Raw genomic sequence first — 16,408 nt, forward strand, 5'->3', positions numbered from 1 at the left:
GACGAGATGAATACCGACGAAGTGCTGGACATATTCCGCGGGGCTGGCGCTGTTCTCGAGGGTCATTTTATCCTGACGTCGGGCCTGCGCAGTCCAGTTTTCCTGCAGAAGGCACGCGTCTTCATGCATGCCGACAAGACCGAGCGGCTGTGCAAGGCGCTGGCCAAGAAGATCCGCGCCGCCGTGCCAGGCAAGATCGACTATGTCGTCGGGCCGGCGATCGGCGGCTTGATCCCGGCATACGAAACCTCGCGCCACCTTGGCGTGCCGGCGATCTGGGTGGAGCGGGAAGGGGGCGAGTTCCGCCTGCGCCGCTTCGAGATCGATCGAGGCGCCCGCGTCGTCATCGTCGAGGACATCGTCACCACCGGTCTGTCGATCCGCGAAACCATTGATTGCCTGCGCGACGTTGGCGCAGAGGTGGTCGCGGCCGCCTGCATCATCGACCGTTCGGCCGGCAAGACCCATGTCGGCGTGCCGTTGATCGCGCTTGCCGAATATGAAGTTCCAGCCTACCCGCCGGATAGGTTGCCGCCGGAGCTTGCCGCCATCCCGGCCATCAAGCCGGGCAGCCGCAACATCTGACGAGGAGGTCGAAATGATCGCCGGCATCGACCATTTCGTGCTGACGGTCCGCTCGGTTGAAGCGACCTGCGACTTCTACCGGCGCGTGCTTGGCATGCGGCGCCTGGATCAGCCGAACCGGCCGACAGCGCTTCTGTTCGGTTCGCAGAAGATCAACCTGCACGAAGTCGGCCGCACTTTCGAGCCAAAGGCGAGGACGCCGACGCCGGGTTCTGGCGATTTCTGCCTCGTGTCGGCGGTGCCTCTCGCCGAAATCCAGGCCGGCCTCGCGGCCGACGGCGTTGCCATCGAAGTCGGTCCGGTTGAGCGCATCGGCGCGCGAGGACCTATGATGTCGGTCTATTTCCGCGATCCCGACGACAATCTGGTCGAGGTCAGCGAATATCTGAAGTAGGCACCGCGCCGGCCGGAACCCCTGGCCGCATATCGGTCATCCGGCTGCGACAATTAGCCGAAACCACTTCTCAAATTCGCCGCGATTGTCCGATGTGGAGAAGATGGATCTGACCAAAAATCTGGCGCTGCGGACGCTGAGCGTACGGCCTTCGGTTGTTGTTGGGCTTGCGGATGGCTATATCAAAGTCGCGATTGCCTTCTGGCGACCGTAAAGCGCAAGATGTGGCGGTCGAAGCCTGGCTGGAAACAGCCGGCGTGTAAGCTGTGAACTGTCGGGAATAGGAAGAGAGTGCTTTTTCGTCGCCGCAAGCCTGATGGCCTTTTCGAGCGGGTGCGTACCTATCTGTGGCCGCGCCGTTCGTTTTCGCGCTCGCTTCAATATTTCTCCAAGCGCATTCTGCGGCTGAAGGCCACCCCGCATGCGGTGGCGGCCGGCGTCGCCGCGGGTGTCTTTGCTTCGTTCTTCCCCGTCGGTTTCCACTTCATCATTGCCGCCGTTCTGTGTTGGGTGATCGCCGGCAATCTGGTGGCCGCCGCTCTGGGAGCCGTATTCTTCGGCAATCCGCTGACTTTTCCGCTCTTGTGGGGCGCATCCTGGGAAACCGGCAAGCTCATCCTGCACGATCGCCTGCCGACACACGGTCCGCCGGCGCATCTGGGCGAGATGCTGCACACGCTGTCCTTCGCCAAACTATGGCATCCCGTCCTGGAGCCGATGCTGATCGGCGCGGTGCCGCTCGGGCTGGTGTTCGGCCTGGTGTTCTACGGCATCACGCGCTGGGGCATGAATGTCTTCCGCGAACAGCGGCGCAAGCGGCTGGCCGAGCGCGCGAGACGCCGTGAGCATTCGCCTCATCCCGGCGGAAGCGTCGGTTCCGCCGCCCAATGATCATCGGCATCGGCAGCGACCTGATCGACATCACACGCATCGAGAAATCGCTTGAGCGTCACGGCCAGCGCTTCATCCAGAGGATCTACACCGAGGTGGAACAGGCGCGTTCGGAGAACCGGCGCGCCCGCGCAGCTTCCTACGCCAAGCGCTTTGCCGCCAAGGAGGCGTGCGCCAAGGCACTGGGCACTGGTCTGGCACAAGGGGTCTTCTGGCGTGACATGGGTGTCGTCAACCTGCCCAGCGGTGCGCCGACGATGGCGCTGACCGGCGGGGCGCTGGCGCGGCTGGAAAAGATCCTGCCTCAAGGTCATCGGGCGGCGATCCACCTCACCATCACGGATGATTTCCCGCTCGCTCAAGCCTTTGTGATCATAGAGGCGTTACCGGTCGAAGAAGCGCCACATTGATTGCATCTGACGACCGGCATGGACGTTGCCCAGCGCGCGCCGAGACTCTATACCATCCAACGCACAATCGAGGACGACATGAGCGTGGCTGAAAAATCTCAGAAGAAATCCGGCGGGCTTGGCGAAACCGTCAGCGTCATCGTCCAGGCGCTTTTGCTCGCCCTGGTCATTCGCACGCTGCTGTTCCAACCGTTCTCGATCCCGTCGGGCTCGATGCGGCCGACGCTTCTGGAAGGCGACTATCTGTTCGTCACCAAATGGTCCTACGGCTATTCACGCTATTCGCTGCCTTTTGGACCGGACATTTTCTCGGGCCGCATCTGGGGCTCCGAGCCCAAGCGTGGCGACGTGGTGGTGTTCAAGTTCCCGCCTGATCCGTCCGTCGACTACATCAAGCGCGTCATCGGCCTGCCCGGCGACAAGATCCAGATGAAGGATGGCCAAGTCTTCATCAATGGCGTTGGCGTGCCGCGCGTCAAGACGGGCCAGATCGACAATCCCGACATCACGGAAAAGGATTATCCGATCGACGTCTATCGCGAGACGCTGCCCGATGGTGTCAGCTATGACACGCTCGACCTGTCGCCGAACTCGATTGGCGACAACACCCGCGAATTCGACGTGCCCCCCGGCCACTATTTCATGATGGGCGACAACAGGGACAATTCCGCCGACAGCCGTTTCACCGTCGGTTATGTTCCGGCCGAGAACCTGGTCGGCCGCGCCAACCTTGTCTTCTTCTCGATCGCCGGCAAGGCTAGCCCGCTCGAAATCTGGAAATGGCCGTCGCTGATGCGCGCTTCGCGCCTGTTCCACTTCGTCAACTGATGGCCTTGAAGCGCCCGACAGGCGAGACTCTGGCCGGTTTGGTGATGGCCAGGACCGGCCATGTTTTCAGGGACATCCGCTTACTTGAGACCGCCTTGACGCATTCCAGCGCGGTCAAGGCGGCAAGCAACAATCAGCGTCTTGAATTCCTTGGCGACCGCGTGCTTGGTCTTGTCGTCGCCGATATGCTTTTCGAGAAATTCCCTGATGCACCGGAAGGTGAAATCGCGCCCCGTTTCAATGCGCTGGTCGATGCAAAGACATGCTCGGAAGTCGGCATCGAGATGCAGCTGGAGAATCTGGTCCGGGCCGACGCCGCCTTGAAGACGCGATCGCGCGGCTCCGGCGGAAATTATCTGGCTGATGCCGTCGAAGCCCTAATCGCGGCAGTTTATCTCGATGGTGGTATCGACGCCGCGCGGCGGTTCGTTCTGCGTTATTGGGAGCCACGTTCGAGCACGGTTGTGACGAAGCCACGTAATCCGAAATCCGATTTGCAGGAATGGATTGCCAAGACGAGTGACGCGCGCCCCGAATATGTGATCGAAAAACGCGAAGGGCCCGACCATCAGCCGGTCTTCACTATTTCTTTGCAGGTTAGCGGCTTTGCACCTTCCGTCGGTACCGGCGGCTCCCGCAGGGCGGCCGAAGAAGCGGCGGCTTCGGCATTTCTCGTGCGCGAAGGCGTGTGGGCCAATAAAGGGAGCGCGGCATGACCGCCGAAGACACTGCAGCCGCTCCCGTCACGCACTCCGGCTTCGTTGCGCTGATCGGCGCGCCTAACGCGGGCAAGTCAACGCTGGTCAACCAACTGGTCGGCGCCAAGGTCTCGATCGTCACCCATAAGGTGCAGACGACACGCGCCATCGTGCGCGGCATCGCCACGCACGACAACGCGCAGATCGTCTTTGTCGACACACCGGGCATCTTCAAGCCCAAGCGGCGGCTTGACACCGCGATGGTGACCACCGCCTGGGGAGGCGCCAAGGACGCCGACATCGTGCTGCTGCTGATCGATGCCGAGCGCGGCATCAGGGGCGATGCTGATGCCATCCTCGAACGGCTGAAGGACGTGCGCCAACCGATGGTGCTGATTCTCAACAAGGTCGATCGGGTCAAGCACGAGGCGCTGCTGGCCCTGTCTGCGGCAGCGAACGAGAAAGTGCCGTTCCAGCGCACCTTCATGGTCTCCGCGCTGACCGGTTCCGGCTGCAAGGACCTCCTCGACTATCTGGCGCAGGCGCTGCCGGCCGGCCCCTGGTACTATCCGGAAGACCAGATTTCGGACCTGCCGATGCGCCAGCTGGCTGCCGAGATCACCCGCGAAAAACTCTATCTCAGGCTGCATCAGGAACTGCCCTATTCCTCGCACATCGAAACGGAGAAATGGGAAGAGAAAAAGGACGGCTCGGTGCGCATCGACCAGACCATCTTTGTCGAGCGCGACAGCCAGAAGAAGATCGTGCTCGGCCACAAGGGCGAGACCATCCGCGCCATCGGGCAGGCCGCGCGGATGGAAATATCAGGCATACTGGAACAGAAGGTGCACCTGTTCCTGTTCGTGAAAGTGCGAGAGAACTGGGGCGATGATCCCGAGCGCTACCGCGAGATGGGGCTGGAGTTCCCCCGCTAAGGCCGAAAAAATCCTGGCGCGTCATCGCACGGTGGCCGACCACAAGCATTGGGCGTGAGGCTAATGCATGTCGCCCGGAAGAGTCCTCGGTTCCGGGACAACGACATGCATAAAATCAGAAGCTTACAGCAGGTCGGCGAATCCGATTCGCCGCGACGTGCTGTAGAGCACGTCGCGGTTTTACGCGAACCGCGAACGGCTCCCGGGTGGCGGAAAGCAGGCCAAAGCGAAACGCCGGCTCCACCATGCGGCCCGCGATTGGCGCGAGACCAACTCAGATTCTTGCAAGCCGCCAACGAAGCGGCGACGCGTGCTGAGGCCGGCTTTCCGCGCCGTGATCTGGATCTGCTGATGGTGTTGTTTTCGCGCCGACAGCGATACGAGGACAGAAATCACAAATTTCTCAATTTATTTTAGATTTAGAGCTTAAAAGACCGAAATTCATAGAGTAAACTGGTATATGCAGAAGGATACACTTAATTATTACAAAAATATGACGATGTTCCATTTGTGCCATTTTAAATTCAAGCAAGCTCTCATTAGTGTTATTTGTGCAACACGTATTTAATCTGTGGCGAGAATCCAGCGCATTTATGGAATTGTCATTGAAGGTGGACGATTGGTGGGTATGTTCGCCGCGAAAAGGGGACGCGGTGCGGGCCTTTTTCATTGTGGGGGTGAGGCGGGAAAACATATCCGCCAGCCACAATTCAGAAGCCATTTTTTCAAACTTGACTGGAGAGGTCAGAAAATGAACATCAAGAGCCTCCTTCTCGGCTCAGCCGCGGCTTTGATCGCGGTGTCCGGCGCGCGCGCCGCGGACGCGGTTGTCGTCGCCGAACCGGAACCGGCCGAATACGTCAAGATCTGCGACGTCTACGGCGCCGGCTATTTCTACATCCCGGGCACCGAGACCTGCCTGCGCATCGGCGGCTATCTCCGCTATGACATCGGCGTCGGCGATTCCGGCACGCTGGATGGCGTCAACAACGTTGGCGATCACATGGACGGTGGAAACCACGACACCTACTACAAGAACATGCGCTTCACGCTGAGGACGTATACCGGCCAGGAAACCGAACTCGGCACGTTGAAGACCTTCACCGAGACCCGCTTCCAGTTCGGCAACTCCTCGGGCGACTATGATGGAAGCTCCTCGACCTCCTGGCAGGCCGGCAACAAAACCACCAGCCTCAACTTCGCCTGGATACAGCTCGGTGGCCTGCGCGTCGGTAAGGATGAAACTGCATACGACCAGTTCATCGGTTACGCGGGCAACGTCATCCAGGACACGATCATCCCGTACGGCGTCAAGGACACCAATGTCGTCCAGTACTATTTCGACGCTGGCAGCGGCTTCACGGGCGTGGTCTCGCTCGAAGAAGGCACGGGCGTCAACACCATCGACAGCTATGTTCCGCATGTCGTCGGCGGCTTGAAGTACAAGGGCGACTGGGGCGCGATCACCGGTGTTGTCGCCTATGACAGCAACTACGAGGAAGTGGCCGGCAAGGTTCGCCTGGATGTCAACGTCAGCAAGGAACTGTCGCTGTTCATCATGGGCGGCTACGGCACCGACGACAACCTCACAGACGACGCACACAATGCCATCGACGTACATGGCCGCAGCCAGTACAAGCCGTGGGGCGGCAACTGGGCCGTCTGGGGCGGCGGTACCTACAAGTTCAACGAGAAGACCTCGTTCAACGTCCAGGCTTCGGCTGACGACGACAAGAACTATGCTCTCGCCGCGAACGTCGCATACACCATCGTCCCGGGCTTCACGGTCACGACCGAAGTCGACTGGGATCACTACGGCAATTTCGGCAATCCATCCATCTACGGCAACTGGTCCAAGGCCGACAAGAAGGACAGCGTCGGCGGCATCGTCCGCTTCCAGCGCAACTTCTAACGGATCGACTGACCTCACCAACCGCCCGCAGCACATTGCTGCGGGCGGCTTTTTTATGCCTCGTTGCGAGAGCCGGCACAGGCGCCAGACCCATACCTTGATTTCGCCACCCGATCGGTGAAAAGCTCCTGATATGGAATGGCGCGACGAGGGAATCATTCTCGGCACCCGCAGGCATGGCGAAACCAGCGCCATTCTCGAGGTGATGACGCGCGCCCATGGCCGCCATCTCGGCCTCGTGCGCGGTGGCCGCTCGCGCAAGCAGCAGCCTGTTCTCCAGCCAGGCAATCGCGTCGATCTTTTGTGGCGTGCGCGCCTCGACGAGCATCTGGGCACATTCCAGGCCGAAGCCATCGAGATGAACGCCGCCCGGCTGATGGACAGTGCCGTTGCCGTCTACGGCCTTCAGACGATGGCGGCGCATCTGCGCCTGCTGCCCGAGCGCGATGCCCATGGCGGCCTCTACGAGGCGCTTTCGGTGATGATCGTTCATCTCGACGACGCAGATGCCGCCGGCGAACTGGTGGCGCGCTTCGAGCTCCTGATTCTCGATGAACTCGGCTTTGGCCTCGATCTCAGCCAATGCGCCGCCACCGGCACGAGGCAGGATCTGGCCTATGTCTCGCCTAAATCCGGACGCGCGGTGTCGCGCGGGGCCGGCGCTCCGTGGCACGACAAGATGCTGGTGCTGCCCGCCTTCCTGCAGCGCGGCTCCGGCCAGCGCGCCAATCATGCGGCGATGGCGGACGCATTCCGCCTGACCGGCTACTTCTTCACCCGCCACGTCTACGAGCCGCGCGGCATCGATCAGCCCGATGCGCGCGCCGGCTTTCTGGCCGCACTGCGCAAGCACCACGCAGCGCAGAAGCCCATCGCCGGAGAGAGCGCGGCCGGAGAAATCATCCGATGAGCGAAGTCGAACTCTATCCGGGCCGGGTCTCGCCGCTCGGCCTCGGCACCATTCCTCATGCCGACATCCTGAAATACACCGGCTTGGAATTGCTGCAGCGAATCGTCGACGGCAAATACCCGGCACCACCGATCTCCTTCCAGCTCAGCTTCGCGTTGACCGAAGTATCGGAAGGTCGCGCCGTGTTCCGGGGCGTGCCGAACGAACGCCACCTCAACCCGCTGGGCGGCGTTCACGGCGGCTGGGCGGCGACGCTGCTCGATTCAGCGTTGGCGTGCGCGGTGCAGACCCTGCTCGACAAGGGCGAGGCTTACACCACTGCGGAGTTCAAGGTGAATCTGACGCGGCCGATCACGCCCAGGACCGGTGAGGTTGTCTGCGAAGGCAAGGTGGTTCACAAGGGCCGCACGCTTGCCGTTTCGGAAGCGACGCTGAAGGATGCCGGCGGCAAGCTGCTGGCTTTCGGTACCGAGACATGTTCGATATTTCCAGCCGCCAATCTGGCGGCACGTTGAATTTTCAGCCGTTTAGCCGCCGTATTTCAATGTCAGTGAGATGAAGCGTCAGTGAAAACTGGCCTGGTTTGGGGGAACCGCCATGTTTGAGAGCCTGATCGGCCTCGTCGCCATCATTGCCTTGTTCGTCATCATTTCGCGTCAGCAGGGCCGCATCGGTCTGATCGAGCGCGAACTTGGCGCACTGCGCAGCCTCGTGCTTTCGGGCGCGGTATCGCCCACGGTCAAGCCGTCGGAACTGGAGGCGGCGCAGGGCAGGGCCGACACGGCTCCGGTGGCCAGGCCTGCCGACATCGCCCCGGCACCAATCGGCGAGCCGGCCCCCGCGCCACAGGCCACGGAGGCGGAAATCCCGGCCGGAGGGCCCGGCCCTTGGAGCGCCCCCGAGATCACACCGAAAACGCCAGAGGTCGCGCCGGCCGCGGTCGCCAAAGCCGCTCGCCAGTCCGACGTTGAAACCGCGCTCGGCACGCGTTGGGCGGTCTGGGTCGGCGGCATTGCGCTGGCTCTGGGCGGCTTGTTCCTGATCCGCTACACCATCGAGGCCGGCATTTTCGGACCCGGCGTGCGGCTCACCATGGCGGCGGTGCTCGGGTTGGTGCTGGTCGCCGGCGGCGAGTTCATTCGCCGCACCGGCTTCAAGGTACCGGTGCAAGGTATTGCCGGCGCTTATATTCCGGCGATCTTGACCGCGGCCGGCGCCTTCATCCTCTTCGGCACCGTCTATGCCGCCCATGGCATTTACGGCTTTATCGGCCCGGCGCTTGCCTTCACGCTGCTCGGTGCGATCGGCGTTGCGACCATTGCCGCCGCTCTCGTCCATGGCCAGGCGCTGGCCGGCATCGGTCTCGTCGGCGCCATGGTGACGCCGGTGCTGATCGCTTCGCAGGCGCCCAATCCGTGGGCGTTGTTCGGCTATCTCGCCATCGTGCTCGCCGCCACTGGCGTGATCGCCCGCATGCGCGACTGGAAGACGCTGATGGCGGCCGCTTTTTTCGGTACCGGCGTCTGGACCATCCTCTACATGACCGACGCACCGGGCGCGAACCTCTCCGCCATACTGCTCATCGACGCTGTAACGCTGGCTGTGCTTGCCCTTGTCTGGCTGAGCAGCCGTGGCGGCGACACCGGGCTAGCAGGGACTTTCGACTGGCCATCCATCGTGCCTGGACTGTTCGTCGCCTTCTCGGCGCTTGGCCTCTCGGTTGACCCGGTCTTCGCCGCTGCCGGTGATGCTTTGCCGGGCGCGGTGCTGCTTGCCGTGATGATAGCGGTCGCGCTCTACCGCCCACTGGCGCTGCCACTGCTTTATGGCGCGGGACTGGTGACGGTGCTGATCTATCTCGGCATCATCCCGCCAACGTCTATCGCTTCCGACTTTTCGGGCGGCGCTTTGGGTGTTGATGGGGTGCCCTTGGCCACCGCTGACGCGCTGAGCTTGCGTATCGGTATTGGTCTCGGTCTTGTTTTCGTCGCCGCTGGTTTGTGGGCCGCGCGCCGCTTCGCCGCCACGGCGCAGATCCGAGCAGCCTCTTGGGCTGCATGGGGTGTCATCGTGCCGCTGGTCGTCCTGCTGGCGCTCTGGTTCACCTTCGGCAATCTCGACCGCGACTTTGTCTATGCCGCCGTCGCGGCCCTGCTGGTCCTGGTCTTCGCCGCCGGCGGCGAGTGGATCGCGCGGGCTGAGGAACCGCCGCTCAAGGGGGGAGCCGCAGTGTCGTTTGTTTTGGGCGGCGCGGCAGTCGCCGGCCTCCTGATGCTGCATATGGCTTTTGATTCCGGTTGGACCACCATCCTGCTTGGTGCCGCCGCGATCGTGCCGGCGCTCGCCACGCGCTGGCGCTCCTATCCTGTGCTCGGCTGGATTTCGGTCGCCGCTGTCATCGCGGTGCTTGGCCGCGCCGCCTTCGATCCGACGATCGTCGGATCCGAATTCCTGGCGACGACGCCGGTCTTCAACTGGTTGCTGCCGGGCTACGGCGTGCCGGCGCTCGCCTTCGGCTTCGCGGCCTGGCAACTCGCCCGCACCACCGATGGCCGTCCACGCCTGGCCATGGAAGCGGCGGCGGCACTGTTTGCGCTGCTGACGCTCGCCATGCTGGTGCGTCACGCCATGCATGGCGGCGTCATCAACAACGATGCGCCGACGCTCGCCGAACAGGCGATCTACACGCTGATCGCTATCGGTGCCGGCGCCATCCTGATCGCCATCGACAGGCGATCGCCAAGCTCGGTGCTGCGCTATGGTTCGATGGCGGTGGGCGTGCTTTCGGCCGCCTTCATCGTCATCCAGCATTTCCTGGTGCTCAATCCGTTGTTCACGGACGAATCGACCGGCCGGATACCGGTCTTCAACCTCTTGTTCCTCGCCTATCTCCTGCCGGCCGTCGCCGCCGGTGCTCTGGCGCTCTATAGCAGGGGCAAGCGGCCGAAATGGTATTCGGCCATGCTGGCGCTGATGGCGGCGCTGCTTGCCTTCGCCTATGCCACGCTCTCGGTCAGGCGCCTGTTCAAGGGCGAGTTCATCGGCATGTGGAGCGGCCTTGGGCAGTTGGAGACCTATACCTATTCGGCGCTCTGGCTGGTTATCGGCGTGGCGCTGCTCACGGCTGGCGTCTGGCTGAAATCGCAGGTACTGCGCATCGCCTCCGCCGCGCTGATCGCGGTGGCCGTCCTGAAGGTCTTCCTGTTCGACATGTCGGAACTGGAAGGGGTGCTCAGGGCGCTGTCCTTTATCGGGCTCGGCGCCGTTCTGATCGGCATCGGCCTGTTCTACCAGCGGCTGCTGACGCGGGCGGCAAAGGAGAAATTGTCGGCCGGCGAACAATAATAGCCGGAATTCAACGCTGTGCGGGAATAAACCGGCATCCGCCGGCGTTATCTAGTTGCTTGGGTGACCGGAGCGGTGGACCGCTTCGCGCTGGCTGCTTGCGCCGTGCCGGGAAGGCGCGTTCTATCGGATCAACAAGGGCGACCTCAGAACCAGCGGTCATGGACGAAAAAAAGGCAGCAATCCTTGGTGAAATACCGCGCCTGCGCCGCTACGCACGCTCGCTTCTGCGCGGCCGTGATGCTGCCGACGACCTCGTTCAGGACTGCCTCGAGCGTGCGCTGTTGCGGCTCGACAACTGGCAGACGGGAGAAAGCCCCAGGAGGTGGCTGTTTACGATCATGCATCATTTGTTCATCGACCAGATGCGCAAGGTGAACCGCCGCGGCGAAGCGGCGATGCTGCCGCTGGAGGCGGGCGAGGCGGTTGCCCAGCCGCCCGAACAGTTGGAGGGCATCGCTTCGCGCGAGATCATCGACGCGTTGCAGGCGCTCAGCCCCGATCGCCGCGCGGCCATCGTCATGGTTGCCATAGAAGGCTTTTCCTATGCCGAGGCTGCCAACATTCTGGGTGTTCCCGCCGGCACGCTGATGTCGCGCATCGCGCGGGGGCGTGAGGAATTGCGCGGGCTGCTGGACGACACAGCGCGCCGCCGCGCCATAAGGATCGTCGAGAAATGATCCGCCGCGATTTTTCCGAACGGGACATCCATATGGCGCTCGACGGCGAACTGCCGGCCGATGAGCGCGCCGCCTACGATGCCTGGCTCGACGCCAATCCCGAGATGAAGGCCAGGAGCGCCCGCTTCACCGCCGACCGAGAGGCATTGCGCTCGGCCTTCGCCGGCGTGCTGGACGAGGTGGTGCCAGTGCGCTTGCGCAAGGTGGTGCTCGGTGAAGCGCCTGTTAAGGCAGCAGTGCGACGCTCACGCTGGTGGCTTGCCGCCGCCGCGGCCGTGCTTCTCGCCACGGGCGGATTTGGCGGCTACTTTGCGGGTATCGGAGGGATCGGGCAGGAGGATCCGGCGGAGGATCAGCTCGCCGAACAAGCGATCGCCGCCCATGTCATTTATGCCGCCGAGAAGCGGCACGCGGTGGAAGTGCCGGCCAGCGACAAGGATCATCTGCAGACCTGGCTGTCCAGTCGGGTCGGCCTGAAACTGGTGGCACCGGACCTGAGCGCGAACGGCTTCCAACTGGTTGGCGGCCGGTTGCTGCCGGCGGGGGAAAGCAAGGCCGCGATGCTGCTCTACGAAGACGACAAGGGCGAGCGCATATCCCTCTTCGTGACGGCGGAATCGACCGAGAATGCCAAGGGCACCTATGCTTCGGCGCAGGACGGTCCGCAGGCCGTCTACTGGCTGGATAAAGGCTATGGCTGTGCCGTCGTTGGTTCGCTGCCGCGCGAGCAGTTGGCGGCCGTGGCCAAGAGCGCGTATGGCCAGCTTCTGGCCGGTCTCTCCAGCTGAGCCGGCTGCGATCTTGCGCGGTCGGCTGGCATGAAAACAGCGATTCCGTTCAAAGCTTGTCAGCTTCCCTGCCGTCGCGGAAAGTGTCACAATTCGGCCCTAATCAAGGAGCGATAGCGCTTGATGAATACCGGCGCTTCGGCCGGTGTTTGCGACGCTTTTCGACCGGGGACGTTGCCGCAACGCAATCGAGGTTTTCTCAAGCCGCATGCCTGCCGAGATCCGCACGGCCCGCGCGTCTGACGTCGATGACCTCGCCGCCATCGAGAAAGCTGTATTCTCGAGCGACCGCATTTCCCGCCGCTCCTTCCGCCTGTTCATCGAGCGCGAGACCGCCGAGACGCTGGTCGCCGAAATCGATGGCCGCGTCGGCGGTTATGCGATCGTGCTGTTTCGGAAGGGCAGTGGGGTAGCACGGCTCTATTCGATCGCCGTCGGACCGTTTTTCGGCGGGCTCGGCATAGGCCGGCAATTGCTGGCCGCGGCCGAAGAGGCAGCCTTCGAACACGACCGCATGATGCTGCGTCTCGAAGTGCGCGAGGACAATGGCCGTGCCATCAGCATCTATGAACAGGCCGGCTACCGCAAGATTGGCCGCGAGCCCGGTTACTACGAGGACGGCGCGACGGCACTGCGCTATGAAAAAACCCTGCGCGGCGACCTTCCGGTCGCCACCAGGGTGCCATTCTATCAGCAGACCTGCGAGTTCACCTGCGGTCCATGCTGCCTGATGATGGCCATGGCCAATTTCGATCGTGGCTTCGTGCCCGACCCTGTGATGGAAATCCGACTCTGGCGCGAGGCGACGACCGTCTTCATGATGTCAGGACCGGGCGGCTGCGAACCATTCGGCCTGGCTGTCTCGGGCTACGAAAGCGGGCTTGCGGCGGAGATTTACGTTTCCTTCTACGGCGCATTGTTCCTGCAGTCGGTGCGTAGCGAGGACAAGCGCCGGGTCATGGAACTGGCACAGGTCGACTTTCGCCGCCGCGCGGAACTTTACGGCATCCCGGTGAATTACCGTCCATTCACCATCGACGATATCAGGGCGGCTCTCGCCGGGGGCAAACTGGTGCTGGTGCTGATCAGCGGCTTCCTGATGTTCGGCAAGAAGGTGCCGCACTGGGTGCTGGCCATCGGCGATGATGGCGATCATATTCTGATCCACGATCCGTGGGTCGAGGATGAAAGGCAGGAAACCATCCTTGATGCCGCCAACATTCCCGTGCCTTACGGCATCTTCATGAACATGGCGCAGTTCGGCCGCGACGGACTGCGTGCCGCCATCACTTTGGGAAAGAGATAATGACCTGGGTCATTCTTACCGGCAGGCAGAGCGATCTCGACCAGGTGGCGACGCCGCACAAGATCATCACCAATCGCGACTATCTCGCGCATCCCTCGCTGTTTCGCGGTCAGCGGCCTAAGGTTATCAACCTGTCGAACAACTACGGCTATCAGAGCCGCGGCTACTATGCCTCGCTGCTGGCGAGTTCGCGCGGCCACAAGGTCATCCCGACCGTGGAGACGATGATCGACTTGTCGGAGCGCAAGCTCTACGAGCACGCCTTGCCGGAACTGGAACTGGCGCTCAACAAATGCCGCAAGGATCTCGGCGGTGTATTTCCGGCGAAGGTCTGCATCTTCTTCGGCATCGGCCCGTCCAAGGTCTGGGACCGTTTCGCCAAGCTGTTGTTCGACTGGTTCCGGGCGCCGGCGCTCGAAGTCCATATCAAGGACAGCGCCGAATGGGCTTCGATCCGCAAAGTCGGCTTCCACCCGCTGGCTCGGATGACGGAGGACGAGGAAAAAAGCTTCATCCAGTGCCTGGAGACCTACACCAACCGCGAGTGGCGCGACACCAAGGGCCGCACGCCGGCGCGCTACACCTTCGCCACGCTGGTCGATCCGCATGAGGAATTGCCGCCTTCGGAAATCTCTTCGCTGCGCTACTGGGCCAAGATCGCCGAAAAGATGGGGGTCGAAATCGAGCCGATCACCAGAAAAGATTTGGCCAAGCTGGCGAATTACGATGCACTGTTCATCCGCGAGACCACCTCGATCTCCAACCATACTTACCGCTTCGCTCGCCGCGCCCAGCAGGAAGGCATGCCGGTCATCGACGACCCGCTGTCCATGATCCGCTGCACCAACAAGGTCTATCTCAACGAACTGATGGCCTACAACAAGGTGCCGGTGCCGCCGACGGTGATGATCGCCGGCACCTCTGACCTCGAACTGGCCGCACAGACGCTGGGTTTTCCCCTAGTGTTGAAGATCCCCGATTCGTCCTTCTCGCGCGGCGTCAAGAAATGCGAGACCCTGGAGGAACTGACGCGGCTCGCGACCGAATGGCTGGAGGATTCCGACCTTCTCATCGCGCAGAAATTCATCCCGACCGAATATGACTGGCGTGTCGGCGTGCTCGGTGGCCAGCCGCTGTTTGCCGTGCACTATCTGATGGCCAAGAAACATTGGCAGATCGTCAACCACAAGGCCAATGGCAAGCCCGACCAGGGCGGCATCAAGACCTTCACGCTGAAGGAGACGCCGGCCCATGTCGTCGAGACCGCCGTCAAGGCGGCGCGCTGCATCGGCGACGGCCTCTACGGCGTCGACCTCAAGGAGACCAAGGACGGCGTCTTCGTCATCGAGGTCAACGACAATCCAAACCTCGATCACGGCTGGGAAGATTCCGGCGAGAAGGACGAGGTCTGGGTGCGGCTGACGCAGTGGTTCCTGGAGCGGCTCGACCGGCCGGGGCGGTAATCATCCGAGGGGAAATATGCAGTTCATCGTCATTGAGGATTTCACCGGCTGCGACCGCAAGGAAATCTACCGCCGGTTCCGCGCGACCGCGGCCGCCTGAAGCCGGAGGAGCTGTCGTGCATCACAGCTGGATCGCGGCTGACATGAGCCGCTGTTTCCCGCTGGTGGAGACCGATGACGTCACGTCGCTGCAGCGCTGGGTCGTCGAATGGGCTGATCTGGTCGAGTTCGAGATCGTGCCCGTGGCGACCAGCAAGGACATGGTGGCGGTCTTGAGCGGGCACCTCTGACCATCCCCTCCAGGTCAGCGCAGCGCCGGCGAGCCAACCGCGCGCTGGCATTGGTTGACCAGCCAATCGCGGAACGCGGCCACGACATCGCGGCTTGCGCTTCGCTCTGGAACCGTCAGGCAATAGGGCTGGCGCAATGCAATCGCGCCGCCGGCCGGCCGGACCAGCCTGCCGTCCTCCACCGCTTCGGCACAATAGACCCCTTGCGCCAGCGCCACCCCCAACCCCGAAATGGCGAGGTCGAGGGCCGCGCGCGATGAATTGGCCGAAAGGCCGCGCCGTGCCGCTCGGCCAGGGTGAGCACCCTCGGCCTCGAACCAGTTGGGCCAGGACGGAAACGATGCGCCTGTCGGCCCCCAGTCGGTGTGGATGAGCGGCAGCCCGGCGAGCGGCTCGCCGCCCGCCTTGGTGATGCCGGCAAGCCCTGGCGCGCAGACGGGATAGACGGCGTCCCTGGCGATCTCCTCGGTCGGGTGCTCGCGATAATGCGGACCATAGGAAAGCCTGATGTCGATCAACTCGCGGTCGAACGACACCGGGTCGTCATCGCCCCGGAGCGATATGTCGGCGGCGCCGTGGCTTGCGACAAAGCCGGCGAGGCGCTGCGAGAGCCAGCCCATGGCCATGGATGGCGGCACCGACACCACCAGGCGCGGGCGGAATGCATCGGCGCCCAGTTCGCGCGAGACGCTGCCGATCTCCTGGAAGGCCACGGTCAGCCGAGGCAGCATTTCCACGCCGGCCTCGGTGAGAACAACGCGGCGGTTGATCCGATGAAACAGCTTGCGTTCCATCTGGGCCTCCACGGTGCGGATAAGCTGGCTGACGGCGGCGGCCGAAACCGAAAGCTCTTCCGCCGCCGCGGCAAAGCTGCCCGTGCGCGCCGCGGCCTCGAAAGCCTGAAGTCCTTTCAGGGATGGGGATGTGGCCATGATCGCTAGATTGGTAAGGTAAGCTTATCTAAATCGCAGAA

At 62.7% G+C, this 16,408-nt stretch carries 17 protein-coding genes; 16 read left to right on the plus strand and 1 reads right to left on the minus strand.

Annotated elements, in window-relative coordinates; genetic code table 11:
* Positions 1–6: 6 nt before the first annotated feature.
* The 16 genes from pyrE to LB554_RS29525 all read left to right on the plus strand — a co-directional run bounded on the left by pyrE (position 7) and on the right by LB554_RS29525 (position 15,435).
* Positions 7–585 (plus strand): orotate phosphoribosyltransferase, encoded by a 579-nt coding sequence (gene pyrE / locus LB554_RS11220; RefSeq protein ID WP_015318579.1) that lies wholly within the window; start codon positions 7–9, stop codon positions 583–585.
* Positions 586–598: 13 nt separating this feature from the next.
* Positions 599–979 carry a VOC family protein gene (locus tag LB554_RS11225; protein WP_015318578.1) on the plus strand — a complete coding sequence of 127 codons (381 nt, stop codon included), beginning with the start codon at positions 599–601 and terminating at the stop codon, positions 977–979.
* A 291-nt stretch (positions 980–1,270) separates the two neighbouring features.
* Entirely contained in the window at positions 1,271–1,870 is a 600-nt protein-coding gene (locus tag LB554_RS11230) for a DUF2062 domain-containing protein (protein ID WP_015318577.1), read from the plus strand.
* A complete protein-coding gene (gene acpS / locus LB554_RS11235) occupies positions 1,867–2,280 on the plus strand; it encodes a holo-ACP synthase (protein ID WP_015318576.1) in 414 nt (137 codons plus the stop codon). The genes LB554_RS11230 and acpS overlap by 4 nt, the downstream gene beginning before the upstream one ends.
* Positions 2,281–2,358: 78 nt before the next feature.
* Positions 2,359–3,108 carry a signal peptidase I gene (lepB, locus tag LB554_RS11240; protein ID WP_027144187.1) on the plus strand — a complete coding sequence of 250 codons (750 nt, stop codon included), beginning with the start codon at positions 2,359–2,361 and terminating at the stop codon, positions 3,106–3,108.
* Positions 3,108–3,824, plus strand: a complete 717-nt coding sequence (gene rnc / locus LB554_RS11245) for a ribonuclease III (protein WP_140663269.1) — start codon at positions 3,108–3,110, stop codon at positions 3,822–3,824. Before lepB ends, rnc begins: the two co-directional genes overlap by 1 nt.
* Complete coding sequence (gene era / locus LB554_RS11250; protein ID WP_015318573.1) at positions 3,821–4,741, plus strand: GTPase Era; 921 nt, start codon at positions 3,821–3,823, stop codon at positions 4,739–4,741. Before rnc ends, era begins: the two co-directional genes overlap by 4 nt.
* A gap of 751 nt (positions 4,742–5,492) precedes the next feature.
* Positions 5,493–6,653, plus strand: coding sequence for a porin (locus LB554_RS11255; protein ID WP_140618485.1), 1,161 nt, complete (start codon positions 5,493–5,495; stop codon positions 6,651–6,653).
* A 133-nt stretch (positions 6,654–6,786) separates the two neighbouring features.
* Positions 6,787–7,563, plus strand: coding sequence for a DNA repair protein RecO (recO, locus tag LB554_RS11260; RefSeq protein WP_140823768.1), 777 nt, complete (start codon positions 6,787–6,789; stop codon positions 7,561–7,563).
* The gene (locus LB554_RS11265; protein WP_015318570.1) at positions 7,560–8,078 is read left to right on the plus strand and encodes a PaaI family thioesterase; all 519 of its coding nucleotides are present in this window, start codon (positions 7,560–7,562) and stop codon (positions 8,076–8,078) included. The genes recO and LB554_RS11265 overlap by 4 nt, the downstream gene beginning before the upstream one ends.
* An 82-nt stretch (positions 8,079–8,160) precedes the next feature.
* Positions 8,161–10,908 carry a DUF2339 domain-containing protein gene (locus LB554_RS11270; protein WP_224584582.1) on the plus strand — a complete coding sequence of 916 codons (2,748 nt, stop codon included), beginning with the start codon at positions 8,161–8,163 and terminating at the stop codon, positions 10,906–10,908.
* 161 nt (positions 10,909–11,069) lie between these two features.
* Positions 11,070–11,588, plus strand: coding sequence for an RNA polymerase sigma factor (locus LB554_RS11275; RefSeq protein WP_140618480.1), 519 nt, complete (start codon positions 11,070–11,072; stop codon positions 11,586–11,588).
* Positions 11,585–12,376, plus strand: a complete 792-nt coding sequence (locus tag LB554_RS11280; protein ID WP_140618479.1) for an anti-sigma factor family protein — start codon at positions 11,585–11,587, stop codon at positions 12,374–12,376. The genes LB554_RS11275 and LB554_RS11280 overlap by 4 nt, the downstream gene beginning before the upstream one ends.
* A 208-nt stretch (positions 12,377–12,584) precedes the next feature.
* Complete coding sequence (locus tag LB554_RS11285) at positions 12,585–13,682, plus strand: peptidase C39 family protein (RefSeq protein WP_140663080.1); 1,098 nt, start codon at positions 12,585–12,587, stop codon at positions 13,680–13,682.
* Positions 13,682–15,145 carry a RimK family protein gene (locus LB554_RS11290; RefSeq protein WP_140663078.1) on the plus strand — a complete coding sequence of 488 codons (1,464 nt, stop codon included), beginning with the start codon at positions 13,682–13,684 and terminating at the stop codon, positions 15,143–15,145. The genes LB554_RS11285 and LB554_RS11290 overlap by 1 nt, the downstream gene beginning before the upstream one ends.
* A complete protein-coding gene (locus tag LB554_RS29525) occupies positions 15,109–15,435 on the plus strand; it encodes a DUF3303 domain-containing protein (protein WP_224622142.1) in 327 nt (108 codons plus the stop codon). The genes LB554_RS11290 and LB554_RS29525 overlap by 37 nt, the downstream gene beginning before the upstream one ends.
* Positions 15,436–15,449: 14 nt before the next feature.
* On the opposite strand, the gene LB554_RS11300 is transcribed toward LB554_RS29525, so the two are convergent.
* Positions 15,450–16,367: a LysR substrate-binding domain-containing protein gene (locus LB554_RS11300; protein WP_224584584.1), complete on the minus strand. Its 918-nt coding sequence runs from the start codon at positions 16,365–16,367 to the stop codon at positions 15,450–15,452.
* Positions 16,368–16,408 lie beyond the last annotated feature (41 nt).

It is taken from the genome of Mesorhizobium sp. CO1-1-11 (genome assembly GCF_020164995.1).
Taxonomy (GTDB): domain Bacteria; phylum Pseudomonadota; class Alphaproteobacteria; order Rhizobiales; family Rhizobiaceae; genus Mesorhizobium; species Mesorhizobium australicum.

Excerpts from the sequence above, each read along its gene's own strand:
- LB554_RS11225 (WP_015318578.1), top strand. The coding sequence starts at position 599 with ATGATCGCCGGCATCGACCATTTCGTGCTGACGGTCCGCTCGGTTGAA.
- recO (WP_140823768.1), top strand. The coding sequence starts at position 6,787 with ATGGAATGGCGCGACGAGGGAATCATTCTCGGCACCCGCAGGCATGGC.
- LB554_RS11255 (WP_140618485.1), top strand. The coding sequence starts at position 5,493 with ATGAACATCAAGAGCCTCCTTCTCGGCTCAGCCGCGGCTTTGATCGCG.
- LB554_RS11300 (WP_224584584.1), bottom strand. The coding sequence starts at position 16,367 with ATGGCCACATCCCCATCCCTGAAAGGACTTCAGGCTTTCGAGGCCGCG.
- lepB (WP_027144187.1), top strand. The coding sequence starts at position 2,359 with ATGAGCGTGGCTGAAAAATCTCAGAAGAAATCCGGCGGGCTTGGCGAA.
- LB554_RS11285 (WP_140663080.1), top strand. The coding sequence starts at position 12,585 with ATGCCTGCCGAGATCCGCACGGCCCGCGCGTCTGACGTCGATGACCTC.
- rnc (WP_140663269.1), top strand. The coding sequence starts at position 3,108 with ATGGCCTTGAAGCGCCCGACAGGCGAGACTCTGGCCGGTTTGGTGATG.
- LB554_RS11280 (WP_140618479.1), top strand. The coding sequence starts at position 11,585 with ATGATCCGCCGCGATTTTTCCGAACGGGACATCCATATGGCGCTCGAC.
- LB554_RS11290 (WP_140663078.1), top strand. The coding sequence starts at position 13,682 with ATGACCTGGGTCATTCTTACCGGCAGGCAGAGCGATCTCGACCAGGTG.
- acpS (WP_015318576.1), top strand. The coding sequence starts at position 1,867 with ATGATCATCGGCATCGGCAGCGACCTGATCGACATCACACGCATCGAG.
- LB554_RS11270 (WP_224584582.1), top strand. The coding sequence starts at position 8,161 with ATGTTTGAGAGCCTGATCGGCCTCGTCGCCATCATTGCCTTGTTCGTC.
- LB554_RS11265 (WP_015318570.1), top strand. The coding sequence starts at position 7,560 with ATGAGCGAAGTCGAACTCTATCCGGGCCGGGTCTCGCCGCTCGGCCTC.
- era (WP_015318573.1), top strand. The coding sequence starts at position 3,821 with ATGACCGCCGAAGACACTGCAGCCGCTCCCGTCACGCACTCCGGCTTC.
- pyrE (WP_015318579.1), top strand. The coding sequence starts at position 7 with ATGAATACCGACGAAGTGCTGGACATATTCCGCGGGGCTGGCGCTGTT.
- LB554_RS11275 (WP_140618480.1), top strand. The coding sequence starts at position 11,070 with ATGGACGAAAAAAAGGCAGCAATCCTTGGTGAAATACCGCGCCTGCGC.